General features: G+C 67.3%; 22 protein-coding genes and 2 tRNA genes. 14 read left to right on the top strand and 10 right to left on the bottom strand.

Annotated elements, in window-relative coordinates:
• The first annotated feature begins 36 nt into the window (after positions 1–36).
• The 8 genes from AC5P8R_RS00120 to AC5P8R_RS00085 all read left to right on the top strand — a co-directional run bounded on the left by AC5P8R_RS00120 (position 37) and on the right by AC5P8R_RS00085 (position 13,004).
• Positions 37–3,270 carry an efflux RND transporter permease subunit gene (locus AC5P8R_RS00120; RefSeq protein ID WP_495222884.1) on the top strand — a complete coding sequence of 1,078 codons (3,234 nt, stop codon included), beginning with the start codon at positions 37–39 and terminating at the stop codon, positions 3,268–3,270.
• 31 nt (positions 3,271–3,301) lie between these two features.
• A complete protein-coding gene (locus tag AC5P8R_RS00115) occupies positions 3,302–6,424 on the top strand; it encodes an efflux RND transporter permease subunit (protein ID WP_495222883.1) in 3,123 nt (1,040 codons plus the stop codon).
• A gap of 185 nt (positions 6,425–6,609) precedes the next feature.
• Positions 6,610–8,787: a YccS family putative transporter gene (gene yccS / locus AC5P8R_RS00110; protein WP_014648650.1), complete on the top strand. Its 2,178-nt coding sequence runs from the start codon at positions 6,610–6,612 to the stop codon at positions 8,785–8,787.
• 142 nt (positions 8,788–8,929) lie between these two features.
• Positions 8,930–9,724, top strand: coding sequence for an SDR family NAD(P)-dependent oxidoreductase (locus tag AC5P8R_RS00105; RefSeq protein ID WP_014648651.1), 795 nt, complete (start codon positions 8,930–8,932; stop codon positions 9,722–9,724).
• Between the two features lie 98 nt (positions 9,725–9,822).
• Complete coding sequence (locus AC5P8R_RS00100) at positions 9,823–11,712, top strand: MFS transporter (RefSeq protein ID WP_046432845.1); 1,890 nt, start codon at positions 9,823–9,825, stop codon at positions 11,710–11,712.
• Between the two features lie 221 nt (positions 11,713–11,933).
• Positions 11,934–12,221: a CD225/dispanin family protein gene (locus tag AC5P8R_RS00095; protein ID WP_005419784.1), complete on the top strand. Its 288-nt coding sequence runs from the start codon at positions 11,934–11,936 to the stop codon at positions 12,219–12,221.
• Between the two features lie 34 nt (positions 12,222–12,255).
• Positions 12,256–12,534 carry a CD225/dispanin family protein gene (locus AC5P8R_RS00090; protein WP_014648653.1) on the top strand — a complete coding sequence of 93 codons (279 nt, stop codon included), beginning with the start codon at positions 12,256–12,258 and terminating at the stop codon, positions 12,532–12,534.
• 44 nt (positions 12,535–12,578) lie between these two features.
• The gene (locus AC5P8R_RS00085) at positions 12,579–13,004 is read left to right on the top strand and encodes a DUF2752 domain-containing protein (protein WP_014038725.1); all 426 of its coding nucleotides are present in this window, start codon (positions 12,579–12,581) and stop codon (positions 13,002–13,004) included.
• A 478-nt stretch (positions 13,005–13,482) separates the two neighbouring features.
• Here the strand turns inward: AC5P8R_RS00085 and ampE are convergent, their stop codons facing one another.
• From ampE to AC5P8R_RS00060, 5 genes are all read right to left on the bottom strand, one after another.
• The gene (ampE, locus tag AC5P8R_RS00080; protein ID WP_014648654.1) at positions 13,483–14,370 is read right to left on the bottom strand and encodes a regulatory signaling modulator protein AmpE; all 888 of its coding nucleotides are present in this window, start codon (positions 14,368–14,370) and stop codon (positions 13,483–13,485) included.
• A gap of 134 nt (positions 14,371–14,504) precedes the next feature.
• Positions 14,505–15,410 carry an NAD(+) diphosphatase gene (gene nudC, locus AC5P8R_RS00075; RefSeq protein WP_053494960.1) on the bottom strand — a complete coding sequence of 302 codons (906 nt, stop codon included), beginning with the start codon at positions 15,408–15,410 and terminating at the stop codon, positions 14,505–14,507.
• 153 nt (positions 15,411–15,563) lie between these two features.
• A complete protein-coding gene (erpA, locus tag AC5P8R_RS00070) occupies positions 15,564–15,956 on the bottom strand; it encodes an iron-sulfur cluster insertion protein ErpA (protein ID WP_005419789.1) in 393 nt (130 codons plus the stop codon).
• Between the two features lie 31 nt (positions 15,957–15,987).
• Positions 15,988–16,452, bottom strand: a complete 465-nt coding sequence (locus tag AC5P8R_RS00065; protein WP_032956754.1) for a bactofilin family protein — start codon at positions 16,450–16,452, stop codon at positions 15,988–15,990.
• Between the two features lie 4 nt (positions 16,453–16,456).
• On the bottom strand, positions 16,457–17,200 hold the full coding sequence (locus AC5P8R_RS00060) for a DUF6776 family protein (protein WP_032956752.1): 744 nt from the start codon (positions 17,198–17,200) through the stop codon (positions 16,457–16,459).
• Positions 17,201–17,379: 179 nt separating this feature from the next.
• On the opposite strand from AC5P8R_RS00060, the gene AC5P8R_RS00055 reads away from it, so the two are divergent.
• The 3 genes from AC5P8R_RS00055 to AC5P8R_RS00045 are packed head-to-tail and all read left to right on the top strand — an operon-like array spanning position 17,380 to position 22,173.
• Positions 17,380–17,997, top strand: a complete 618-nt coding sequence (locus AC5P8R_RS00055; RefSeq protein WP_014648657.1) for a DUF4126 domain-containing protein — start codon at positions 17,380–17,382, stop codon at positions 17,995–17,997.
• Between the two features lie 44 nt (positions 17,998–18,041).
• Positions 18,042–19,931, top strand: a complete 1,890-nt coding sequence (locus tag AC5P8R_RS00050; RefSeq protein ID WP_041863914.1) for an EAL domain-containing protein — start codon at positions 18,042–18,044, stop codon at positions 19,929–19,931.
• A 1-nt stretch (position 19,932) separates the two neighbouring features.
• Entirely contained in the window at positions 19,933–22,173 is a 2,241-nt protein-coding gene (locus AC5P8R_RS00045) for an ATP-binding protein (RefSeq protein ID WP_495222882.1), read from the top strand.
• Position 22,174: 1 nt separating this feature from the next.
• On the opposite strand, the gene bfr is transcribed toward AC5P8R_RS00045, so the two are convergent.
• The 3 genes from bfr to AC5P8R_RS00030 form a co-directional block, all read right to left on the bottom strand.
• Positions 22,175–22,645 (bottom strand): bacterioferritin, encoded by a 471-nt coding sequence (gene bfr, locus AC5P8R_RS00040; RefSeq protein ID WP_005419804.1) that lies wholly within the window; start codon positions 22,643–22,645, stop codon positions 22,175–22,177.
• A 142-nt stretch (positions 22,646–22,787) separates the two neighbouring features.
• Positions 22,788–22,997 carry a (2Fe-2S)-binding protein gene (locus AC5P8R_RS00035; RefSeq protein ID WP_005411309.1) on the bottom strand — a complete coding sequence of 70 codons (210 nt, stop codon included), beginning with the start codon at positions 22,995–22,997 and terminating at the stop codon, positions 22,788–22,790.
• A gap of 108 nt (positions 22,998–23,105) precedes the next feature.
• On the bottom strand, positions 23,106–23,726 hold the full coding sequence (locus tag AC5P8R_RS00030) for an RNA pyrophosphohydrolase (protein WP_014648660.1): 621 nt from the start codon (positions 23,724–23,726) through the stop codon (positions 23,106–23,108).
• Positions 23,727–23,847: 121 nt separating this feature from the next.
• Between AC5P8R_RS00030 and AC5P8R_RS00025 the strand changes: the two genes are divergently transcribed.
• Both AC5P8R_RS00025 and AC5P8R_RS00020 read left to right on the top strand, forming a co-directional pair.
• Positions 23,848–23,924, top strand: a tRNA-Met gene (locus tag AC5P8R_RS00025).
• Positions 23,925–23,979: 55 nt separating this feature from the next.
• Positions 23,980–24,054: transfer RNA gene (locus AC5P8R_RS00020), tRNA-Gln, on the top strand.
• 323 nt (positions 24,055–24,377) lie between these two features.
• On the opposite strand, the gene rpsI is transcribed toward AC5P8R_RS00020, so the two are convergent.
• Complete coding sequence (gene rpsI, locus AC5P8R_RS00015; RefSeq protein WP_005411311.1) at positions 24,378–24,770, bottom strand: 30S ribosomal protein S9; 393 nt, start codon at positions 24,768–24,770, stop codon at positions 24,378–24,380.
• 2 nt (positions 24,771–24,772) lie between these two features.
• Positions 24,773–25,201: a 50S ribosomal protein L13 gene (gene rplM, locus AC5P8R_RS00010; RefSeq protein ID WP_005414692.1), complete on the bottom strand. Its 429-nt coding sequence runs from the start codon at positions 25,199–25,201 to the stop codon at positions 24,773–24,775.
• A 196-nt stretch (positions 25,202–25,397) separates the two neighbouring features.
• On the opposite strand from rplM, the gene coq7 reads away from it, so the two are divergent.
• On the top strand, positions 25,398–26,042 hold the full coding sequence (gene coq7, locus AC5P8R_RS00005; protein ID WP_014648661.1) for a 2-polyprenyl-3-methyl-6-methoxy-1,4-benzoquinone monooxygenase: 645 nt from the start codon (positions 25,398–25,400) through the stop codon (positions 26,040–26,042).
• Positions 26,043–26,050 lie beyond the last annotated feature (8 nt).

Here is a 26,050-nt window from a genome sequence, read left to right as displayed (position 1 = left end):
CGGCGCCGACATTGAAGTGCCAGCAAGGATCAGTCCGTGGGCTTTTCGACGATCTTCATCCGCCGCCCGATCGCCACCTCGCTGTTGATGGCGGGCCTGTTGCTGCTGGGCATCCTCGGTTACCGCAAGCTGCCGGTGTCGGCGCTGCCGGAAATCGATGCGCCCAGCCTGGTGGTCACCACCCAGTACCCCGGTGCCAACGCCACCACCATGGCCTCGCTGGTCACTACCCCGCTGGAGCGCCAGTTCGGGCAGATTTCCGGGTTGGAGCTGATGACCTCCGACTCGTCGGCCGGTTTGTCGACGATCATCCTGCAGTTCTCGATGGACCGCGACATCGACATCGCCGCGCAGGACGTGCAGGCGGCGATCCGCCAGGCCACCCTGCCCTCGTCGCTTCCCTACCAGCCGGTCTACAACCGGGTGAATCCGGCCGACGCGGCCATCGTCACCCTGAAGCTGACCTCCGACACGCGCCCGCTGCGCGACGTCAACAATTACGCCGACTCGATCCTGGCCCAGCGCCTGTCGCAGGTGCAGGGCGTGGGACTGGTGTCGATCGCCGGCAACGTGCGCCCTGCCGTGCGCATCCAAGTCAATCCGGCGCAGTTGTCGAACATGGGCCTGACCCTGGAGCAGCTGCGCAGCGCACTGACCCAGGCCAACGTCAATGCGCCCAAGGGCTCGTTGAACGGCAAGACGCAGTCCTACAGCATCGGCACCAACGACCAGCTGGCCAGCGCCGCCGAGTACCGCGACACCATCATCAGCTACAAGAACGGCCGCCCGGTGCGGCTGTCGGACGTGGCCGAGGTGATCGATGGCGTGGAGAACGACCAGCTGGCCGCCTGGGCCGATGGAAAGCCGGCGGTGCTGCTGGAAGTCCGGCGCCAGCCTGGTGCCAACATCGTGCAGACCGTCGAGCGCATCCGCGCGATCCTGCCGCAGCTGCAGGGCGTGCTGCCGGCCGACGTGCACCTGGAGATCTTCAACGACCGTACCGAGACCATCCGCGCCTCGGTGCATGAAGTGCAGTTCACCCTGATCCTCACCATCGGCCTGGTGGTGGCGGTGATCTTCGTGTTCCTGCGCCGGTTGTGGGCCACGATCATCCCGTCGGTGGCAGTGCCGTTGTCGCTGGCCGGCACCTTCGCGGTGATGGCGTTCGCCGGCATGTCGCTGGACAACCTCTCGCTGATGGCGCTGGTGGTGGCCACCGGCTTCGTGGTCGACGATGCGATCGTGATGATCGAGAACATCGTGCGCTACATTGAGCAGGGCAAGAGTGGCAAGGAAGCGGCCGAGATCGGCGCGCGCCAGATCGGCTTCACCGTGCTGTCGCTGACCGTCTCGCTGGTGGCGGTGTTCCTGCCGCTGCTGCTGATGCCCGGCGTCACCGGACGCCTGTTCCACGAGTTCGCGTGGGTGCTGAGCATCGCGGTGGTGCTGTCGATGCTGATCTCGCTGACGCTCACCCCGATGATGTGTGCCTACCTGCTCAAGCCCGACGCCCTGCCCGAGGGCGAGGACGCGCATGAGCGCGCGGCAGCGGCCGGCAAGCAGAACCTGTGGACGCGCACCGTCGGCCTGTACGAGCACAGCCTGGACTGGGTGCTGGGCCACCAGCGCCTGACCCTGGCCGTGGCCGGTGGTGCACTGGTGCTGACCGTGCTGCTGTATGTGCTGATTCCCAAGGGCCTGCTGCCCGAACAGGACACCGGCCTGATCACCGGCGTGGTGCAGGCCGACCAGAACATCGCCTTCCCGCAGATGGAACAGCGCACCCGGCAGGTCGCCGAAGCACTGCGCCACGATCCGGATGTGACCGGCGTATCGGCGTTCATTGGTGCCGGCAGCATGAACCCCACGCTCAACCAGGGCCAGCTGTCGATCGTGCTGAAGGAGCGCAGCCAGCGCGATGGCCTGGACGAGATCCTGCCGCGCCTGCAGAAGGCGGTGGCCGGCATTCCCGGCGTGGCGCTGTACCTGAAGCCGGTGCAGGACGTGACCCTGGATACCCGCGTGGCCGCTACCGAGTACCAGTACTCGCTGTCGGACGTCGATTCGGCAACGGTGGCCACCCAGGCCACGCACCTGACCGAAGCGCTGCGCAAGCGCCCGGAACTGGCTGACGTGGACAACAACCTGTCCAACCAGGGCCGCGCCCTGGAGCTGAACATCGACCGCGACAAGGCCAGTGTCCTGGGCGTGCCGATGCAGACCATCGACGACACGCTCTACGATGCGTTCGGCCAGCGCCAGATCTCCACCATCTTCACCGAGCTCAACCAGTATCGCGTGGTGCTGGAAGTGGCGCCGGAGTTCCGCACCAGCACCGCGTTGATGGAGCAGCTGGCGGTGGCCTCCAACGGCGCCGGCGCGCTGACCGGCACCAATGCCACCAGCTTCGGCCAGGTCACCTCGTCCAACTCGTCGACCGCCACCGGCATCGGCGCGCAGAACACCGGCATCACCGTCGGCGCAGGCAACATCATCCCGCTGTCGGCGCTGGCCGAAGGCAAGGTGAGCAGCGCGCCACTGGTGGTCAGCCACCAGCAGCAGCTGCCGGCGGTGACGGTCTCGTTCAACGTGGCGCCGGGCTATTCGCTGTCCGAAGCGGTGCGTGCAATCCAGGAGACCAAGGACAGCCTGGACATGCCCACCCACCTGCATGCCGAGTTCATCGGCAAGGCCGCCGAGTTCACTGGCAGCCAGACGGACGTGGTGTGGCTGCTGCTGGCCTCGCTGGTGGTGATCTACATCGTGCTGGGCGTGCTGTACGAGAGCTACATCCACCCGATCACGATCATCTCCACGCTGCCGCCGGCCGGTGTCGGCGCGCTGCTGGCGCTGATGCTGTGCGGCCTGAGCCTGTCGGTGGATGGCATCGTCGGCATCGTGCTGCTGATCGGCATCGTCAAGAAGAACGGCATCATGATGGTGGACTTCGCGATCGAGGCCCGCCGCGCCGGTGCCAACGCGCACGAAGCGATCCGCCGTGCCTGCCTGCTGCGCTTCCGCCCGATCATGATGACCACCGCCGCGGCCATGCTGGGCGCGCTGCCGCTGGCCCTGGGCACCGGGATCGGCTCGGAGCTGCGCCGCCCGCTGGGCATCGCCATCGTCGGCGGCCTGCTGCTGTCGCAGCTGGTCACGCTGTACACCACGCCGGTGATCTACCTGTACATGGAGCGCTTCTCCGAGTGGCTTGCCCGCCACCGCGAGCAGCGTGCGTTGCGCGACGGTTCGCTGCAGGAGCCGCAGGCATGATCCACGCCCCGCTGCTGCAAGGGGCCGCACGATGAACCTGTCCGGCCCCTTCATCCGCCGCCCGATCGGCACCGCGCTGCTGGCCATCGGCCTGTTCATGGTCGGCCTGATCTGCTACCTGCGCCTGGGCGTATCGGCACTGCCGAACATCGAGATCCCGGTGATCTTCGTGCATGCCAGCCAGTCCGGCGCCGATGCGGCGACCATGGCCTCCACGGTTACCGCGCCGCTGGAACGCCATCTCGGCCAGCTGCCGGGCATCGACCGCATGCGCTCGTCGAGCTCGGAAGGCAGCTCGCTGGTGTTCATGATCTTCCAGAGCGGCCACAACATCGATTCGGCCGCGCTGGACGTACAGACCGCGATCAACTCGGCGCAGGCCGACCTGCCCTCGGGCATGGGCTCGCCGATGTACCAGAAGGCGAACCCGAACGACGACCCGGTCATCGCCATCGCGCTGACCTCGCAGACGCAGTCGGCCGACGAACTGTACAACGTCGCCGATTCACTGCTGGCGCAGCGCATCCGCCAGATCAGCGGCGTTGCCTCGGTCGACATCGCCGGTGCCTCCACGCCAGCGGTGCGGGTGGACGTCAACCTGCGCCTGATGAACGCGATGGGACTCACTGCCGACGACCTGCGCAACGCGGTGCGCGCGGCCAACGTGACCTCGCCCACCGGCTTCCTCAGCGACGGCAACACCACCACCGCGATCATCGCCAACGATTCGGTGGCGCGTGCGGCCGACTTCGCCGATCTGGTGGTCAAGACCCAGGGCGATGGCCGGGTGATCCGCCTGAAGGACATCGCCAACGTCTACGACGGCCAGCAGGATGCCTACCAGGCCGCGTGGTTCGACCACAAGCCGGCGGTGGTGATGTACGTGTTCACCCGTGCCGGCGCCAACATCGTGGAGACCGTGGACCGGGTCAAGGCGCAGATCCCGACCCTGCGCGACTACCTGCAGCCCGGCACCACGATGACGCCGTACTTCGACCGTACGCCGACCATCCGCTCGTCGCTGCATGAAGTGCAGATCACGTTGCTGATCAGCCTGGCGATGGTGGTGCTGACCATGGCGCTGTTCCTGCGCCGGCTGGCACCGACGCTGATCGCCGCAGTGACCGTACCGCTGTCGCTGGCCGGTGCCGCGTTGGTGATGTACGTGATGGGCTTCACCCTGAACAACCTGAGCCTGCTGGCGCTGGTGATCGCGATCGGCTTCGTCGTGGACGATGCGATCGTGGTGATCGAGAACATCATGCGCCACCTCGATGAGGGCATGCCGCGCATGCAGGCGGCGCTGACCGGTGCGCGCGAGATCGGCTTCACCATCGTCTCGATCACCGCCTCGCTGGTCGCGGTGTTCATCCCGCTGCTGTTCGCCAGCGGCATGATGGGCGCGTTCTTCCGCGAGTTCACCGTCACCCTGGTGGCGGCCATCGTGGTCTCGATGATCGTTTCGCTGACGTTGACCCCGGCGCTGTGCAGCCGCTTCCTCAGCGCCCATGACCACAGCGCGCCGCCGTCGCGCTTCGGACGCTGTCTGGATGCCGGCCACGAGCGCATGCTGCGCATCTACACCGTGTTCCTGGACTTCTCGCTGCGCCACGCGCTGCTGCTGTCGCTGACGCCGCTGATCCTGATCGGCGCCACCATCTTCCTGTTCGGGGCGGTGAAGAAGGGCGCGTTCCCGCCGCAGGACACCGGCCTGATCTGGGGCCGCGCCAATTCCAGCGCCACCGTCTCCTTCGAGGACATGGTCGCCCGCCAGCGTCGCATCACCGACATGCTGATGGCCGACCCGGCAGTGAAAACCGTGGGTGTGCGCCTCGGCAGCGGCCGTCAGGGCTCCAGTGCACAGTTCAACATCGAGCTGAAGTCACGCAGCGACGGTCGCCGCGAAACCACCGCACATGCGTTGGCGCGACTCAGTGCCAAGGCCGATCGCTACCCCGACCTGCAGTTGCGCCTGCGCGCGATCCAGGACCTGCCCAGCAACGATGGCGGCGGTTCCAGCCAGGGCGCGCAGTACCGCATTTCCCTGCAGGGCAACGACCTGGCTGCTTTGCAGGAATGGCTGCCCAAGCTGCAGGCGGAACTGAAGAAGAACCCGAAGCTGCGTGACGTCGGCACCGACGTGGACAATGCCGGACTGCGCCAGAACATCCAGATCGACCGCGCCAAGGCCGCGCGCCTGGGCATCACTGTCGGCGCCATCGACGGCGCGCTGTACGGTGCGTTCGGCCAGCGCCAGATCTCCACCATCTATTCGGACATCAACCAGTACAGCGTGGTGGTCAACGCCCTGCCCTCGCAGACCGCCACCCCGGCGGCGCTGGATGAGGTGTACGTGCGTGCGCGCAACGGCGACATGGTGCCGATCACCGCGGTGGCCACGCAGATGCCCGGCCTGGCCCCCTCGCAGATCACCCACGAGAACCAGTACACGACGATGGACCTCAGCTACAACCTGGCTCCGAACGTGAGCATGGGTGAGGCCAAGGCGATCATCGATGCCACCGTCGCCGGCATGCGCATGCCTGGCGACATCCGCCTGGCCGACGATGCGGGCTTCGGCTTCAATTCAGATCCCAGCGACATGCTGATCCTGGTGTTTGCCGCGATCCTGACCGTCTACCTGGTGCTGGGCATGCTCTACGAGAGCCTGATCCACCCCGTCACCATCCTGTCCACGCTGCCGGCGGCGGGCGTCGGTGCGCTGCTGGCGTTGTTCGGCACCAACACCGAACTGTCGGTGATCTCGATGATCGCGCTGGTTCTGCTGATCGGCATCGTCAAGAAGAACGCGATCATGATGATCGACTTCGCCCTGGTGGCGCAGCGCGAGCATGGGCTGGCGCCGCGCGATGCCGCACGCGAGGCCAGCATCGTGCGCTTCCGCCCGATCATGATGACCACGATGGTCGCGATCCTGGCCGCCGTGCCGCTGGCGATCGGCCTGGGTGAAGGGTCCGAGCTGCGCCGCCCGCTGGGCATCGCGATGATCGGCGGCCTGCTGTTCTCGCAGAGCCTGACCCTTCTCAGCACGCCGGCGCTGTACGTGATCTTCTCGTGCCTGGCCGAGCGTTGGCGCGCACGCCGCGCACGCAGGCGCGAAGCCAAGCTGCTCAAGCGCGCGCAGCGGGCCTAGAAGGGCCCATCCACGCGCGGCGTGGATCTATGGGTAGAGCCGGCCGCTGGCCGGCTTTCTCCGTACCGCAAATCTGCCGGCCAGCGGCCGGCACTACCACTACCGTGGGTGCGGACCGTTGGTCCGCACTCCATATTTCACCCCACACCCGCAATAATGGTCGGAGACCCTTCCGCCGAGCCTGCATGTCCGCCCGACAATCCCGCCTCAGCCGCCTGTGGGCCCACGAGAAGGCCAGTTACGGCCTGCGGGTGTTCATCGCCCTGACCGCGGCGCTGGCGGTGTGCTGGCAGCTGGATGCGCTGACCGCCTTGCCCGGCGTGTTCCTCGGCATCATCGCCAGTGCCATCGCCGAAACCGATGACAACTGGTGGGGCCGGACCAAGGCGGTGGCGCTGTCGCTGTTGTGCTTCTGCATTGCCGCAGCATCGGTCATCTGGCTGTTCCCGTGGCCGTGGATCTTCATCGGCGCGCTGGCGCTGTCCACCTTCGGCCTGACCCTGCTCGGCGCGCTCGGCGAGCGCTATGCGTCCATTGCCCAGGCCACGGTGACGCTGGCGATCTACACCATGATCGGCCTGGAACAGCACGGTGCCAGCGACCTGCACAGTGCGCTGGAAGCGGTCAGCCACCTGCTGGCCGGTGCGGTCTGGTACGGCCTGCTGTCGATCCTGTGGACCGCGCTGTTCGCCAACCGGCCGGTCCGCGAGCGGGTGGCGCGACTGTACGTTGAGCTGGGCCGCTACCTGCAGCTGAAGGCCGCGCTGTTCGAGCCGGTGCGCGAAGCCGACCTGCAACGTCGCCAGCTCGACCTGGCCGAACAGAACCGCCGCGTGGTCGGCGCGCTGAACGAGGCCAAGACCGCGATCCTGGCCCGCTTCGGCCGCTCCGGCCGACCCGGCGTGAACTCCGGCCTTTACCTGCGCCTGTACTACATGGCGCAGGATTTCCACGAGCGCGCCAGTTCCTCGCATTACCCGTACGGCGCGCTGGTGGACGCGTTCTTCCACAGCGACGTGCTGTACCGCTGCCAGCGCCTGCTTGACCTGCAGGGACAGGCCTGTGCCCGCCTGGGCGAGGCAATCCGGCTGCGCCGTCCGTTCGTGTACGGCGAAGGCAACCAGCAGGCCGGGCGCGACCTGGCCGATGCGCTGGCCTACCTGCGCGACCAGCAGCGGCCGCAATGGCAGCGCCTGCTGGGCTCGCTGGACCTGCTGGTGCACAACCTGCGCAGCATCGAACGGCGCCTGCTGGATGCCGAGCGCTCCGAAGCCAGCCTGGACAACGTCGATACCCGCCTGCGCGACAGCAACCCACACACCCTGCGCGAGATGGGCGTGCGCATCCGCCAGCAGCTTACGCCCGGCTCGGTGCTGTTCCGGCATGGGCTGCGCATGGCGCTGGCGCTGATTGCCGGCTTTGCAGCGATCCGCCTGTTCAATGCGCAGAACGGTTCGTGGGTACTGCTGACCATCGTGTTCGTGTGCCGGCCCAACTTCGGCGCCACCCGCCAACGCCTGGCCCAGCGCATCGTCGGCACCCTGGCCGGACTGGTGCTGACCTGGGCGCTGCTGCAGCTGTTCCCGCAGCTGCACGTGCAGCTGCTGATCGCCTTGCTCTCTGCACTTCTGTTCTTCTTCACCCGCACCGACCGCTACCTGGTGGCGTCGGCGGCGATCACGGTGATGGCACTGACCTGCTTCAACCTGATCGGCGACGGCTTCGTGCTGATCGTGCCGCGCATGGTCGATACGGTGCTGGGTTGCGCGATCGCAGCGGCGGCCGCGTTCCTGGTCCTGCCCGACTGGCAGGGCCGGCAGCTGCATCTCGTCCTGGCACGCGTGCTGGACACTGCGGCTCGCTACCTGGATTCGGTGCTGGGCCAGTACCGCAGCGGCATGCGCGACGACCTGGCCTACCGCATCGCGCGGCGCGACATGCACAATGCCGATGCCGCGCTGTCCACCGCACTGTCGAACATGCTGCGTGAGCCCGGCCATGTGCGCCGCAATCTGGATGCCGGCTTCCGCTTCCTGGCGCTGTCCAACACGCTGCTGGGACACCTGTCGGCGCTGGGCGCGCATCGCGACCAGGTGGACAGCTATGCGGGCGACCCGCTGGCATTGGCGGCCGGCGAGCGCGTGCGCAAGGCACTGCAGCAACTGGCCTCGGCGCTGACCGCACGGCAACCGGTCGCCGACGATGACAACGACGCCGACCGCGCGGTGGCCGCCGAGCTGGAGCAGATCGACGAGGCGATGCCGCCGAAACTGCAGCTGATCCGCACGCAGATGGCGCTGGTGCTGCGAATGCTGCCGAAGGTGCGGGCAGCGGCCAATGAAGCGGTGACCAGCCTGACCTGACTCCTCATCGCTGATCGGAGATCCCACCCACGCGTGGCATGGGTCAATTGCGCCGTGTGCAACGACGCGTTGCGCCTGGCGCTGCGGTTCGATCACGCGGCCGCGCGGATACTGGGCAATCCCCCCGCTCCGGACTATCGCCATGAAAATCGAGCTCAGTGGCCGCACCGCGCTGGTCACCGCCTCCACCGCCGGCATCGGCCGGGCCATCGCCCAAGGACTGGCCAGCGCTGGTGCGCGAGTCATTCTCAATGGCCGCAGCACCGACAGCGTCGAGCGCGCCCGCCGGCACCTGCTCGCCACCGTGCCGGGAGCCGACGTGCTCGGCGTCGCCGCCGATCTCTCTGATGCAGCCGGTGTCGAAACACTGTTGGCCGGCCTGCCCAAGGTCGACATCCTGGTCAACAACGCCGGCATCTTCGGCCCACAGGACTTCTTCGAGACCGATGACGCGACCTGGGAGCGCTACTGGCAGACCAACGTGATGTCCGGCGTGCGCCTGTCGCGTGCGCTGCTACCGGCAATGGTCGATGCCGGCTGGGGCCGCGTGCTGTTCATTTCCTCCGAATCAGCGCGCAACATTCCCGCCGACATGATCCATTACGGGGTCAGCAAGACCGCGCAGCTGTCGTTGTCGCGCGGCCTGGCCAAGCGCGTGGCCGGCAGTGGCGTCACCGTCAACGCGGTGCTGCCCGGCCCGACCCTCTCCGATGGTTTTGCGGCGATGTTCGAGGATGAACGCCAGCGCAGCGGCAAGCCGCTGGAGCAGATCGGCCGTGAGTTCGTGATGGCGCACCGGCCGTCCTCGGTGATCCAGCGCACCGCCACGGTCGAGGAAGTGGCCAACATGGTGGTGTACCTGGCCTCGCCGCAGGCCTCGGCAACCTCGGGTGCGGCGCTGCGCGTGGATGGCGGCGTGGTCGACGATATCGTCTGAGAGTGCTGGCAGGTGTGCGGACCAACGGTCCGCACCCACAGGTCCGCATCCACAGCGGAGGGGAAGGAATGCTAGGCTGCGCCGGTCAAGGAGGTTCCATGTCCGGTCACAACCAGTTCGCCCTGCTGCGCCAGCGCCGTTTCCTGCCGTTCTTCGTGGTCCAGGCGCTCGGTGCGTTCAACGACAACGTGTACCGGCAGGCGATCATCAGCATGTTGCTGTTCATGGCTGTGCCGGAGGAAGAACTGGGGTTGTACGCCACCCTGGCACCGGCCATCTTCATCCTGCCATATTTCCTGTTCTCGGCGCTGGCCGGGCAAATCGCCGACAAACTGGAAAAATCGCGACTGATCGTGATCACCACCACCATGGAGATCGTGATCATGTCGCTGGCGGCCACCGGCTTCCTCACCCAGAGCCTGCCGGTGCTGCTGGTCGCGCTGTTCTGCACCGGCATGCAGTCCACCCTGTTCGGCCCGGTGAAGTACTCAGTGCTGCCGTCGGTGCTCAGGCCAGAAGAGCTGACCGGCGGCAACGGCCTGGTCGAGATGGGCACCTCGATGTCGATCCTCTCCGGCATGATCGTCGGCGGCCTGGTGTTCACCGTGGCTGGCAGTCACGGCACGGTGGTGGCCGCGTGCGCGATCATCGCCCTGGCGATCTGCGGCAACATCGCCGCGCGCCTGATTCCCAAGGTCGATGCCGGCGACCCGAATCTGAAGATCAACTGGAACCCGTTGCCGGAATCGCTGGCGGTGCTGCGCATGGCGCGCCAGCAGAAAGCCGTACGCAACTCGATCCTGGGGGTGTCCTGGTTCTGGTTCGTCGGCACCGTGCTGACCTCGCAGTTGCCGGCCTATGCGGTGACCAACCTGGGCGGCCAGCCGACCCTGTACATCTTCGCGCTGGCCCTGTTCTCGGTGGGCACCGGCGTCGGCTCGCTGCTGTGCGAGAAGCTGTCAGCACGTACGGTGGAAATCGGCCTGGTACCGCTGGGCGCGTTCGGCATGACCGCGTTCCTGCTCGACCTGTACTTCGCCCGCAGCGGCGAAGCGACAGTGCACGGGCTGACCATCGGGCCGTTCCTGCAGCAGCCCGGCAGCATCCGCATCGTCATCGACCTGATCGGCATCGGCCTGTTCACCGGCATCTTCGTGGTGCCGCTGTTCGCACTGATCCAGAGCCGCACGCCGAAGGCGCAGATGTCGCGCGTGTTCGCCGCACTGAACATCCAGAACTCGGGCTTCATCGTCGCTGCGGCGCTGCTGTCGCTGGCCGCCCACAAGCTGCTGCACTGGACCATTCCGCAGCAGTTCCTGGCGCTGGCCATCGCCAACGCCCTGGTGGCGATCTACATCTTCACCATCGTCCCCGAATTCCTGATGCGCTTCCTCAGCTGGCTGATGGTGCGCACCCTGTACCGGCTGCGCCCGCACGGCATCGAGGCCAACGTGCCGGACGAAGGCGCCGCACTGCTGGTCTGCAACCACGTCAGCTACATGGACGCGCTGATCCTGTCGGCGACCATCCCGCGCCCGGTGCGCTTCGTCATGTACTACAGGATCTTCAACATCCCGGTGATGCGCTGGATCTTCCGGACCGCCAAGGCGATCCCGATTGCCGGGGCGCGCGAAGACCCGGCGCTGATGCAGCGTGCGTTCGATGAGATCGACGCGGCGCTGGCCGAAGGCGAACTGGTCTGCATCTTCCCCGAGGGCGCGCTGACCCGCGACGGGCAGATGGCGCCGTTCAAGTCCGGCGTCGAGAAGATCCTCGAGCGGCGGCCGGTGCCGGTGGTGCCGATGGCGCTGCGCGGCATGTGGTCGAGCATGTGGAGCCGCCGCGACAGCCGCCTTGGCCGCATGCGGGTGCCGCGTCGTTTCCGCGCCACGGTCGAGGTGGTGGCGGCACCGGCCGTGGATGGCCACGCCACCAGCGCCCCGGTGCTGGAGGCCCAGGTGCGGGCCCTGCGTGGTGATCACGCCTGATCGACCGCACGGACACGGGTAGACCGTCCCAGCGACAAGCCCCCATCCTCGCCCTCCGATGCATCGCAGAGCTCCGTCAGATGCGTCAGATCAAGGGCCATACCGGCCAGTATCTGACTGTAACCGCATACATGCAGCGCGGGTTGAGGTAGATTACGCACCCACAGGGGGGAGGTTAGGCCGTTTCATCATGGCCGGCCACCAAGGAATGGAGTCTTGCTTTGAATCAACCGCCACCGCTCAGCCGTCCGGTCTACATCCCCAACCATCTGGTCTGGGCGATCCTGACGACGCTGTTCTGCTGCCTGCCGTTGGGCGTGGTGTCGATCGTCTATGCCTCCCAGGTCGATGGCCGCCGCGCCGCCGGCGACCTGCCGGGGGCCTACAGTGCGTCGCGCAAGGCGGGCTGGTGGGCGGTGGCTTCGGCCGTGGCCCTGCCGGTCCTGTTGCTGTTGTGGTTCGGGCTGTTCGGCGGCTTGGCCGTACTGGGCGCTCTTTCCGACCAATGATTCACCACCACCACCCATCAAGGAGCTTGAACCCATGAACACCGCCACTCCGCAGGTCCCGAACAATCTGGTCTGGGCCATCCTGAGCACCCTGTTCTGCTGCCTGCCGGCCGGCATCGTGTCGATCGTCTACGCCGCGCAGGTCAACGGCAAGCTGGCCGCTGGCGACATCGCCGGTGCCCAGGACTCCGCCGCCAAGGCCAAGAAGTGGGCGATCTGGTCGGCCATCGCCGCCGTCGTGGTCGGCGTGCTGTACGGCATCCTGATCGTCGCTGTCGGCGGCATGGGTGCAATGAACAACAGCGGCTACTGATCCGCGTGGACGGATCCGGCGCCCGCGCCGGATCCGTTGCTGCAATGTCCGCACTTCCCGCCCGCTCCCGATTCGCCCGCTGGGCACCGCTGCTGGCCGCCACCGGCCTGGCCGCCGGTGCCGCGGTGGTGCTGCGCAACGTCAATCCGTATGTCGCCGGCAATCCTCTGCCGAGCTGCCCGCTGTACGCGCTGACAGGCCTGTACTGCCCGGGCTGTGGCAGCACCCGCTGCCTGTATTCACTGGTCCATTTCGACCTGCCCGGCGCGATGGCGATGAACCCGCTGCTGGTCATCAGCCTGCCGTTCCTGCTGCTGATGCTGCTGAACGTCGCCGGCATCCGGCCGCGCGTGCTCGACCCGCTCATGCGGGTACTGGCCAATCCCACGTTCTGGCTCTGGGTACTGCCCGGGTATGCGCTGCTGCGCAACCTGCCGTGGGCGCCGTTCACTGCACTGGCACCGATCTAGGTTTCCAGCCAACGGCCGCAGCCCCTCGTGGCGGGCGGCGTTTGAAGGCAGAAGCCCTGGGGTTGGCCGGGCGGGATGGGTTTGCGGGGGACGCCATGAATCCGTCCGTGGAGGCTTGGCCGCGGCATCCATGCCGCGGACACCCCCGCAAACCCATCCCGCCCGGCCACGGACAGTTTCCGTGTGCGTCCACCACGGAAAAGAAGGAGAAGATCAAAAGCGGAAGCGGATCGCTTCGCTGCGCTCGCTCGGAGCCGAGCATGGCTCGGCTCTACAGAACGTCAGTGCGCGGAAAACTGTCGAAGGCGGGGTGGGTCGGATGGCGGGGGTGTGAGCCGCATGGATGCGGCGACCAAGCCTCCATGGACGGATTCACGGCGTCCCCCGCCATCCGACCCACCCCGCCGACCCGCTGCAATCCTGCCGTTGCAGTTGCTGTCGACTCTGCAGGTGTAGGGCTGCAAGCCCTGCAAAACAACTACGTCACCCAGCCTGCAATCACCAGCAGGGCGAGGACCGCCAGCCACAGCAGCAGCATCCGCCACACCAGGCTCATCGCATCACGCAGGTCCGGCAACCGCTGCCACACCGGCAGCAACCCTGCCTCGGTGTAATCGTGCGCATCCTCACGCAGCTCGGCGTTGACGCTGGCCCGCGCCACCGCGCCAAGGAACCCGATGTTGCCGGCCAGGCGTTCGCCATGGGCCTGGCGCCAGGCCTTCCACGCCGTATCGAAATTGCCCACCAGCGCCATCGAGAAGGCCATCAGCTGCGCCACCGGCCACTCGATCCAGCCCAGCAGGCGCTGCGCCAGCGCCAGCGGCTCCACCGGCACGCGTGCGCGCATCGGGCTCTCCGCCATCAGCGCCAGCAGCCGGTAACCGAGCGCGCCAGCCGGGCCCAGCAACAGGAACCAGAACAGCACCGCGAACCAGCGCCGCAGTGCGTTGAGCACCGTCGCCTCGACCAGTGACGGAATGTCCTCGCGCAGGCTGCCGCCGGCCGACTGCAGGTTGCGCACTGCAGCCTGCCGCGTCGCCGCATCATCGGCATCGATAATGGCCTCGATATCGCGGTCCAGGTCACGCGGGCCCCAGCACCAGGCCAGCACCGCCACGCCCAGCAGCAGCGACGGCAGGCCGAACAGCACCCCGCGCAACAGCCACGCCAGCAGCACCATCAGCAACAGCGGCGGCAGCAGTGCCAAGGCAACGCCGGCCGGTCCCTGCCAGGCCTTGCCACCACGCGCATCCAGCCAGCCCAGCCAACGCCGGAAACCGTCGAAACGGCGCAGCGAGGCAGCAGCGGCCGGAGCAACATGGCCCAGGGCCAGTGCCACCAGCACGGCGGCCAGAGTGGTGAACATGGCAGGTCTCCCTACGAAACAGAACGCTCGGCGCCGCTACCTTACCTGTCGCAGCGGCGCCCTCCGCGATGACCCGCACTGTAACCCGGGCCGTGTTCAGGTGGCGGCAATGCAATCGCCCCAGCCGGCCCGGCTCAGCCCTTCTGCTGCCGGTACCAATGCTCGATCAGGCCGCGCGAAATCGAGATCGGCGGCGACAGGCGGATACCCTGGCCATCGTCCTCCACGTCGCGCGCCAGTGCCGCGCCGACCTCGTCGGCACTGAACCAGCGCGCGTCTTCCAGCTCACCGTCCACGGTCGGCCGGTCATCCTGCGCCTGTGCGCGGAAGCCAACCATCAGCGCACCCGGGAATGGCCAGGGCTGCGAACCGAGGTACTGGCAGGCCGTCACCCGCACCTTGCTCTCTTCATGGACTTCGCGCACCACGGTCTGCTCGAAGGTCTCGCCGGGTTCGACGAAGCCGGCCAGCACCGAGTAGCGACGCGGGGCCCAGTTCGACTGCCGGCCCAGCAGCAGCCGGCCCTGGTTTTCCACGGCGACGATCACCGCCGGGTCGACACGCGGGTAGTGTTCGGTGGAACACTGCCCGCAGCGGCCGACGAAGCCACCACGGGCAAACGCCACGGCGCCGCCGCACACGCCGCAGAAGCGGGTGCGCGAGTGCCAGTACGACATGCCGCGGGCATAGCTGAAGGCGGTCGCATCGGCCATCGACCACAGCAGCGCGGCCTGGCGCAGATCAAGCCGGCGTGGTGCGCTGATGGTGACGTTGGTGGCTTCAACCGAGAACCACGCCTGCTCTCCGCGCAGGCCGAGGAAGATCGCGGCACCCGGGCCGCCGCCGATGTCGGCGCCGGTCAGCGCCAGTGGCTGATCGTCATCGCCGGTGAAGGCGCTGCCGTCCTGATCGAGCACGAGAATGCGCGCGCCCGGCCACAGGCGCGCCAGTGCATCGGCATCTTCGCGCAGGGCATCGGCGCGCTCCAGCGGTTCACCCACGAAGGCGAAACCGGAAAGCGGCGAAGGAGTATTGGGCATCCTGCAAGCGTGCCGCCAATCGATGCGGGTGGCAAGGTCGGCGCTGTGCGCAATCTGCCGTTGTGGATGCAGGAAGGATCATCCACGCATGGCGTGGATCTACCCGCTCTGGCAGGTGCCAACCCTGGTTGGCACATTCCGGCCACAGGCCTTTTACATGCTGAAGCTGCTGCCGCAGCCGCAGGTGGTCTTTGCGTTCGGGTTGCGGATCACGAACTGGGCACCGGTCAGGCTCTCGGTGTAGTCCACCTCGGCGCCCATCAGGTACTGCAGGCTCAGCGGGTCGACCAGCAGGGTCACCCCGCTGGTCTGTACCGCCAGGTCATCCTCGGCACGGTTCTCGTCGAACTCGAACCCGTACTGGAAGCCCGAACAGCCGCCGCCCTCGATGTACACACGCAGGGCCAGGTCGGGGTTGCCCTCTTCCTGGATCAGGGATTTGACCTTGGCGGCCGCCGACTCGGTGAAGTTCAGCGGGCGCTCCAGCGATTGGTAATCGGGCGCGGCAACCGGGGTGGCGCCGGGCAGGGAGACTAGCGTGCTCATGGTGCCAGCATGGGGGTGCCGGGGATGGCTTTCAAGCCATCGCCTCGGCCAGCTTGCGGCGTGCGGCGGTGTCGCCCTTGCCGCCATTGGCCTCATCGCCTTCCGGCGCCGGCAGGGCCGCCATCGGGGCGCTGGCATGGATCAGGCGGCCGTTCAGCTGGGCGCCCGCATTCATCTCCACCACCTGGTAATGGACGTTGCCATTGACCCGTGCGCTGGGGGTCAGCTCGACCTTCTCGGTGGCGTGTACATCGCCGTCCAGGCGGCCGCTGATGACCACCACCTGGGCCCGGATCTCACCCTCGATCACGCCATGCTCGGCGACCGTCAGGGTCGCGCCGCTGGCGCCTTCGGTGGCGATCACCTTGCCGTGGATGCGACCTTCCACATACAGGCCACCACTGAATTCCACATCACCGCGGATCACCACCTGGTTGCCGATCAGGGCATCCACCACCAGCTGGCCTTCACGGTTGGATTTGCTGCTTCCGAACATCTGCCTACTCCCCTTTGCTGGCCGGCGCACCGGCCTGTTTCCAGTCGAATACCTGGGTGGTACCCCCCGTACCACTCCCCAATGTCACCCGCACGCGTTGCGGGGTGAAGTCAGCCGGCAGCATCACGCTGCCGGTGAGCTGCTGGAAGTACCGGAACGAGTAATCCTGTCCCGGCACCTTGCTGCGCTGGTGCAGATCATCCCAGCTGATCGTGGCCAGCTTGCCGTTCTTCACGCCTTCCACGGTGAAGCGCATCTGCCCCTGGCTGATGGCGCCGCGGTTGAGGTTCTGGGTCAGCACGGCGGTGTACTGCCAGGTGCCGGCCGCTTCCGGGCTGAACTCGATCGAATGGGTGTTCAGGCCCTTGCGCTGGCTGGTCGAACCCACCAGGCGCTCATAGAAGGCAACGTCGGCGCGCAGGCCGGCGATTTCCTCATCGCGCTCGGCCAGCGAGGACTGCACCTCGTTATTGGCGGCGCGGCTGATGCGGTCGGAGGCTTCCAGCGTGGCCTGCTTCTGGCGCAGCTCGGTCAGCTGCGCCTGCAGCGTCTCGGCGCGCTTCTCGGCAGCCTGCAGGCGCTGGCCCTGGGCATCGCGTGGCGTGGCCATCCAGCAGCCACCCAGCACCGCCAGCACCAGGCTGAGCAGCCAGATGCCGCCGATCACCAGCAGGCGGCGACGGTCGGCCGGCGGTTGCGGCGCGCCGGGCAGGCGTACCTGCACGCGCATGGGAGGACGGTTGGTCATGGGTGGTTTCCGGGGTATCGCGAGGGCGACACCGGTACGGCCCCTGTGGCAAACGACGGGCTAGTGTATGACAGGACGGGTGGGTTTCCTGCGCCGTGGCCGGCCACGGTCTGTGGCGTTCAGGCATGCCATCGTCGATAGTGTGGTCCCCTGCACAGTTCCGTCGCCGGAGCATCGCCATGACCGAAGCCCACCTGTTCGTGATCGGCATCCTGCTGGCCTGGCTGGCCGGCATCCGCGTCTACCTCACCGTGTTCGGCGTCGGCCTTGCCGGCCTGCTCGGCTGGGTCGACCTGCCGCCCGCTCTGCAGGCCACCGAATCCTGGTGGGTGCTGGGCACGTCGGCGGCGCTGGCCATCGCCGAGTTCTTCGCCGACAAGATTCCCGGCGTGGACTCGGTCTGGGACCTGGTGCAGACGCTCGCACGCGTGCCGGCCGGCGCGTTCCTCGCAGCGGCTACCCTGTCGCCGGACGGTCAGCTCGGCGCCGGCGCACTCGCCGCCGGTGCCGGCGTCGCCCTCGCCAGCCACGGCCTGAAGGCCGGTACCCGCGCGCTGCTCAATACCTCGCCGGAACCGGCCAGCAACTGGGTCGCCTCCGCCGCCGAGGACACCGTGGTAGTCGGTGGCCTGGCGCTGGCCCTGGCACACCCGTGGATCGCGCTGGTGGTGGTGCTGGCCTGCAGCCTGGCCGGCGCGCTGCTGGTGTGGCTGGTCTGGCGCGCGCTGTGGAAGGGCGTGCGCTGGCTGGCGCGCGGTGCATCGGCAGCACCGCCGGGGCACAGCAGTACCGGTTGAGCACCGGGCTTGTCGCATAATGGACGCGAACACCAGGAGCACCGATGGCCGCAAACGAATCCCCCGCGGGCGCCCGCCCGGGACGCGCTGAAACCCCTCCGGCCGATCATTGGCAGCGCTGGGCGCCCGAGGCGGCAGGCCCCGCTGTGGCCGCACCGACGGTTGCGACCCCGCCGCCCATCGCGACCGATGCCCTGGCGCCGGTCAACAGCGCACCGCCGCCGCTGCCCGGCCCGATCGCACTGGCCGAAGCCGGCAACAACGATCTGGCCCCGCCGCCCTCGGACTCGCCCTACCGCGTGCTGATCGTTGAAGATGATCGCGCCCAGGCGCTGTTCGCGCAGAGCGTGCTGCACGGCGCCGGCATGCAGGCGATCGTGCACAGCGATGCCGATGCCGCGCTGCAGGCGATCAAGGAGCACCGCCCCGACCTGATCCTGATGGATCTGCACCTGCCCGGGCTGGACGGCATGCGCCTGACCGCGCTGATCCGCCAGCAGCCCGGCCTGCAGCTGCTGCCGATCGTGTTCCTCAGCGGCGATCCGGATCCAGAGCGCCAGTTCGAAGTGCTCGACAGCGGCGCCGACGACTACCTGAGCAAGCCGATCCGGCCGCGCCACCTGATCGCAGCGGTGGCCAACCGCATCCGCCGCGCGCGTGCCCAGGCCGCGACCCTGCCGGGCGCCACCGGCGCACCGGCCACCAGCAATCCGGAAACCGGCCTGCCGACGCGCCACCATGTGCTGCAGCAGCTCAACACCGCACTCGCCCACCGCGACCGGGGCGGCGTGTTCTTCATCGAAGTGGCCAGTGCGCTGGGCCTGCGCGAACGCTATGGCTATGCCGCGTTTGAACGACTGATGGTGCAGGCCGGGCAGCGCCTGGCCGAAGCCGGCCATCCGCACCTGCTGGCGCGGCTGAACGACAACAGCTTCCTGCTGCTGGCCCGCAACGCCGACGAGGACGCCCTCGAAGGCATCGCCGCGAGCCTGCGCGAGCAGCTGTCGGCCCGCGCCTTCGTGATCCGCGACGACGAATCCGTGCATCTGCGCGGCGTGGTCGGTTATGCGCCGCTGTCGCCGGGCTTCGAGGATGCCAGCAGTGCGCTGGAAGCGGTTGAGCGCACCACCCTGCAGGCGCGCCTGCTCAGCGCCGGCGTGGCGGGCCATGTGCATCGCCAGGCGGTCACCGAACAGGAACACCTGGCGCTGCTGGAGGGCCAGCTGGAACTGGCCTACCAGCCGATCGTCGCCGTGGCAGGCGGCAACACCGCGCAATACCAGTTGCTGCTGCGCCTGCGCCAGGCCGATGGCACGGTGCTGGCGGCCGGCCAGGTGATCCCCGCCGCGGAAGCCGCCGGGCGCATCGCCGACCTCGACCAGCAGGTGATGGACCACGCACTGGGCCTGCTGGATCTGTACCGGCACGCAACGCAGCCGCTGAGCCTGTTCGTCTCGCAGTCGCTGCGCACCCTGCAGCGCGATGCCTTCGCCGACTGGCTGCTGGAATCACTGCAGCAGCGTGACCTGCCTGGCAGTGCGCTGGTGATCGACGTGCGCCTGCCCGACGCACTGATCCACACCGTGCCGCTGCAGCAGTTCTGCCAGCGCATGGCCAGCGCAGGGGTGCGCTTCTGCCTGAGCCAGTTCGAACCCAGCGGCGAGGCCGATGCACTGCTGACCCAGCTGCCGCTGTCGTTCGTGCGCATGGCTGCGCGCTTCTCCAGCAGCCATTCCAATCCGGCCACGCGCGAGGCGCTGCGCAAGACGATCGAACAGGCCCATGCCGCCGGACTGCAGATCATCGGCCAGCAGATCGAGGATCCGCAGGCTGCAGCGGCGATGTGGGTAGGCGGCGTCGACTACATCCAGGGCAACATGGTGCAGTCGGCCGGCAGCGACCTGAACTTCGACTTCCACAACGCGGTGCTCTGACGTGCCGCTGTGGGGCGTGCTGCTGGTTGCCCTTGCTGCGGCCGCCATCGCGCTGCTGCTGTTGGGCCTGCGCCTGCGCGCGCGCAACCATGCGCTGGCCCAGCTGCAGCGCACGCACAGTGCGCTGGCCGCCGAACGCGACCAGCTTCGCCATACCACCGAACGCCAGGGCCAGCTGGAACAACAGCTGCTGCAGGCCAAGCAGGCCGCCGAGGCGGCCGTGCTGGCCAAGGGCGAGTTCCTGGCCACGATGAGCCACGAGATCCGCACCCCGCTCAACGGCATCCTGCCGATGCTGGAGCTGATCGCACGCGGGCCGCTGGGCGAAGACCAGCGGCAGATGCTGGCCACCGCCTCGGCCAGTTCGCAACAGCTGCTGCGCATCGTCGACGACATCCTCGACTACTCCCGGCTGGAAGCGCAGGCGCTGGAACTGGAGATCACCAGCTTCAACCTGCGCGACCTGCTCGATGGCGTGGTACAGCTGATGCAGCGGGCCGCCGACGCCAAGGGCCTGGCCCTGGGCCTGCAACTGGATCCATCGGTGCGCCTGCCGGTGCGCGGCGACCCGGTGCGCCTGCGCCAGGTGCTGAGCAACCTGCTGGCCAACGCCATCAAGTTCACCGCCCGCGGCCAGGTGCAGCTGCGCGTGCTGCGCCTGGGTGAAAGTGCCGCGCAGCACCAGCTGCGCTTCGAGATCATCGATACCGGCATCGGCATCGACGACGCGCTGCAGGCACGCCTGTTCCAGTCCTTTAGCCAGGCCGACGCATCCACCACCCGCATCTATGGCGGCACCGGCCTGGGCCTGGCCATCTGCAAGCGCATCATCGACCTGATGCACGGGCACATCGGCGTGCACTCCACGCCGGGCCAGGGCGCAACCTTCTGGTTCGAGATCCCGCTGCTGAAGGTCGCTGGCGACCTGCCGGCGATGGCGCGCGCACCGGCACCGCTGCTGCTGTTCAGTGCCGATGCAACGCTGCAGGCACGTATCGAGCGCATCGCCGCCCACCATGGGCTGCAGGTGCAGGTGCTGGCACAGCTGGATGCCGTGGTCGAGCGCCTGCGCGCTCCCGCGCGGCCCGGACAACCGGCACCGGCATGGCTGCTGGTCGATGCCCGCGCACGCCGCAACGGTGAGGCCACGCTGCAGCTGGCGCTGAGTGAACGTGGTGACGACGATGCGCTGCAGGTGCTGTGGCTGCAGGAGGGCGCACTTCCACAACGCCAGCGCCAGCGCCAGCTGCCCCCGCACTTCGACGATGCGGCCCTGCATGCACTGCTGGCTGCACCGGTCGCCCCCGCCCGCCCCGCTGCGCTGCTGGCCAGCGCGGACAACGAGCAACCGGCTGCCACGCTGCCGCCGTTGCATCTGCGTGTGCTGCTGGTGGAGGACAATACGGTCAACCGGATGGTCGCCGAACAACTGCTGCGCGTGTTCCAGTGCGAAGTGCGCAACGCCGCCGATGGCGAGCAGGCGCTGGCCGCCCTCCGCGAAGGCGGCGTGGACATCGTGTTGATGGATTGCCAGATGCCGGTGCTGGACGGCTACGCCGCCACGCGCCGCTGGCGCGCCGAAGAAGTGGAGACCGGGCGCGCCCGCCTGCCGATCATCGCCATGACCGCCAACGCCATGGCCGGTGACCGCGAGCGCTGCCTGCAGGCGGGCATGGACGATTACCTGTCCAAGCCGATCGCGCGCGCCACGCTGCATGCGCTGCTGCTGCGTTGGGGTGGCGGCAAAGCTGCATCACCTGGACAACTTTCTGTGGAGCCGTCTGTAGAGCCGAGCCATGCTCGGCTGACGGCCAGTGGCACTCCCACACCATCAGCCGAGCATGGCTCGGCTCTACAGGAGACGACAAGCCAAGCCGCGCCGAAACCGGTGATCGACCGCGACGTGCTGGATGAACTGCACACCGTGATCGGCGACGCTGCCACCCAGATCGTCATGGTCTTTCTTGAAGATGCGCCGGTGATGATGCAGCAGTTGCAGCTGGCCGCGCAGAACGGCGATGAGCTGCGCTTGCAGGCCACAGCGCACAGCCTGAAGTCATCGAGTGCAAACGTCGGCGCATTGTCGCTGTCGGCGATCGCGCAGCGGATCGAGCACGAAGCCCGTAGTGGCAGCCTGCAGCGCCCCGCAGTGGCGGTGGCGCTGCTGGTTGCGGAATTCGCCCGGGCGCGTGTTGCACTGACGGGCTACCTGGCACAGCACCGCGCCGGCCAGGGCAGCTGACTCACTCTTCCAGCTTGCTCAGCAGGTACTTCGGCTCGCCGATACGCTCGATCAGGTCCAGCTGGGTTTCCAGCCAGTCGATGTGCTCCTCTTCCGAATCGAGGATCTTCACGAACAGCTGGCGGCTGACGTAGTCGCCAACCGAATCGGAATAGGCCACGGCCTCGCGCAGGGTGACCACGCCATCGCGTTCCAGCGACAGGTCGCACTGCAGGATCTCGGTCGGGTTCTCGCCGATGCGCAGCTTGCCCAGCGCCTGGAAATTCGGCAGGCCTTCAAGGAACAGGATGCGGTCGGCGAGCATGTCGGCATGCTTCATCTCGTCGATCGATTCCTTGTACTCGTGTTCGGCCAGTTCCTTGATGCCCCAGTTCTTCAGCATCTTGGCGTGCAGGAAGTACTGGTTGATCGCGGTCAGCTCGTTGTAGAGGACCTTGTTGAGGAATTCGATGACCTTGGTGTCGCCCTTCATGGGGGTGCTCCTGCACGCTGAAAACGCAGGCACTTTAACGCCTCGCGTGCGGTCGTGAAGGAACGCGAATCGTGCGCATTGGCCTGCGCGGCCGAAGGTGAAGGATGCGAAAGCGCGGCGTCAACGCGCCGCGAAAAGGCGATCAGGCGACCTGCGCCAGGCCCAATACCGGCAGCGGCAGATCGTGGGTCGCACGTGCCTTGGCCAGCAGGTCGCCGGCCATGTCCAGGCAGGAACCGCAGGTGGCACCACAACCGGTACGCATGGTCAGTTCGGCCACCGTGCTCACGCCATGGCTGGCGGCTTCGCGGATCTGGTGGTCGGTGACTCCGTTGCAGATGCAGACGTACACAGGCGGGAACCGGGCTGACAGGCCAGAAGCGGCCTGGTGGCTATTCCAATGGAAACGAGAATGGTTGTCAATCAGAGACCTGAACCATTCTCGATACCGTTCAGCCGGTCAGCTGGCCGGTCCGTCGCCCGTGACCTTCTTCGGCCAGTACCCTCGGGTCCGCGGGCGCTTGCGCGGGCGGTCGTGCCCGGCGGTGTGGCCCGGCATCCAGGCCTCGGCGGCGCTCTTGGGCATGGCGGTGACGCCCTGCCCGGCCACGCCGCGCGCCAGTGGCGCCAGGTGTCGCAGGGCACGCGCATAGACGCCGCGCTTGAACATCACCACGTGCTCTACCGGGTACCAGAAGTCGACCCAGCGCCAGTGGTCGAACTCGGGCGAGTCGGTGTGGTCCAGCGTCACGTGGGATTCGTCGCCGGTCAGGCGCAGCAGGAACCAGACCTGTTTCTGGCCGATGCAGACCTGCCGCTCGTTGCGGCGGATGGCCCGCGCCGGCAGCTTGTAGCGCAGCCAGCCGGGCGTGGCCCCGAGCACTTCCACATGCTCAGGCAGCAGGCCGGTCTCTTCCTGCAGTTCACGATACATGGCCTCGACAGGCGTCTCGTCGGTGTTCATGCCACCCTGCGGGAACTGCCAGCCATCCCGGCGCACGCGTCGTGCCCAGAACACCTGGCCGTCCTGCCGCATCAGCACGATGCCGACGTTCGGTCGATAGCCGTCCGGATCGATCACGATGCGGACTCCTAAGAAAATCTACTGGTCGGGACTATCCCATGCCCTCTGTCGGCCCACAAGCACGACACAAAAGTGTTGACAGGGTCGATACACATCCGCAGAATAGCGGGCTCACCAAGGCTATGTAGCTCAGCCGGTTAGAGCACAGCACTCATAATGCTGGGGTCGGTGGTTCGAGTCCACCCATAGCCACCACACTGAAAATCAAGTTGTTTTTCAGTGTGAAAAGTGAGAAAATAGTTGCACGTTTTGCCCCGTCGCCAAGCGGTAAGGCACCTGACTCTGACTCAGGCATTCGGTGGTTCGAATCCATCCGGGGCAGCCAAATTAAAAGCAAAAGGCCAGATCGAAAGATCTGGCCTTTTGCTTTTAATTTGGTCGCGCATTCCACCTTATCCCCGCGCCTGTCGGCGCGCCCCCTTGAACATCAAGGGGGCACCCCTCCAGAGAGAGGCCCGGGGTCGGATCCTTTTCCAAAGGAAAAGGCTCTGACCCCACCCCTTCCGAGATGCGAAACCCCGGGTAGTGCCGGCCGCTGGCCGGCAACCACGAAATGCCTGACTCCAAAACGACAAAAGCCCGGCCGAAGCCGGGCTTTTGCTTTTCCAACCAGCGGGCTCCCGCAGGAGCCCAACCAGGCGCGGTAAATCAGCGCTTGGAGAACTGGGTGGCGCGGCGGGCCTTGTGCAGACCGACCTTCTTACGCTCGACTTCACGGGCGTCACGGGTCATGAAGCCGGCCTTGCGCAGCTCGGACTTCAGGGTTTCGTCGTACTCGACCAGCGCACGGGCGATGCCCAGGCGGATCGCACCGGCCTGGCCGGTGGTGCCGCCGCCAGCGGCGGTGACCAGGATGTCGAAGCTTTCGGTGTTCTTGGTCAGCTCGAGCGGCTGGCGCACGATCATGCGCGCGGTCTCACGACCGAAGAACTCGTCCAGCGGACGACCATTGACGGTGATGTTGCCCGAACCCTTGCGCAGGAACACGCGAGCGGTGGAGGACTTGCGGCGGCCAGTGCCGTAGTTTTGAGTGATAGCCATGATTAGATATCCAGAACCTGCGGCTGCTGTGCGGCGTGCGGATGCTCAGTGCCGGCGTAGACCTTGAGCTTGCGGTACATCTGGCGACCCAGCGGGCCCTTCGGCAGCATGCCCTTCACGGCGATCTCGATCACGCGCTCCGGGTGGCGCTCCAGCGCCTGGGCCAGGGATTCGGTCTTCAGGTTGCCGATGTAGCCGGTGAAACGGTGATACATCTTGTCCTGCAGCTTCTTGCCGGTGACGGCAATCTTTTCTGCATTGATGACGACCAGGTAGTCGCCGGTATCAACGTGGGGGGTGTAGACCGGCTTGTGCTTGCCGCGCAGACGGCGGGCCAGCTCGGTGGCGAGACGGCCCAGGGTCTTGCCCTCGGCGTCGACGAGGTACCAGTCGCGCTGGACGGTCTCGTTCTTGGCAGTGAAAGTGCTCATGAAGAACTCTAGGTTAGGTCGGGCTCATTGCGGCGAAGGACTCGCCGGAACTCTGCCACGCGTTGTGAAAGGTGAAGCGCAAGAGGCGGGATTGTACGCAGGTCACGCCCTCGGTGCAAGCTGGCCCTGCCCCGGGTTGGCAGGGGAGCGGGGGCGGGCGAGAATCGGCGGGTCTCCCGCCCCACCGCGTGCCGCCATGACCGTGCTCCGCCAGACCACCCCGCTGGACCACCTGCTGACCGAGGCGCAGCGCGCCCTGGACACGGTGTTCGGCAACCCTCCGGCGGCCCGCCCCTACCCGGCCGCAGGCACCGGCGAGCCGGGCATGGACCGCGCCGAGCGCCGCCACGCCGCGGGGCTGATGCGGATCAACCATGTCGGCGAGGTCTGCGCACAGGGCCTGTACTTCGGCCAGGCGGCCGTGGCCCGCGACCCGGCCACCCGTGAACACCTGCTGGAAGCGGCCCAGGAAGAGACCGATCACCTGGCCTGGTGCGCGACCCGGCTGGATGAACTGGACAGCCGCCCGAGCCTGTTCAATCCGCTGTGGTACGCCGGCAGCTACACCATCGGCACCCTGGCGGGTCTGCGCGGCGACGGCTGGAACCTGGGCTTCGTGGTTGAAACCGAGCGCCAGGTGGAAGCCCATCTGGACGAGCACCTGGTCGACCTGCCGGCCGGCGATCTGCGCAGCCGCGCGGTCATCCAGGTGATGAAGGAGGACGAGGCCCGCCATGCGGAGCACGCCGAACAGGCCGGCGCACGCCGCCTGCCGTTCCCGATCCCGGGCGCGATGGCGCTGGCTTCCAGGGTGATGAAGACCATCGCCTACCGCATTTGAAGGGTCGC

This window comes from Stenotrophomonas sp. YJH_SMC_73 (assembly GCF_059370155.1).
The sequence above is the reverse complement of the archived record's forward strand: the minus strand, read 5'-3'. Positions and strand labels throughout refer to the sequence as shown.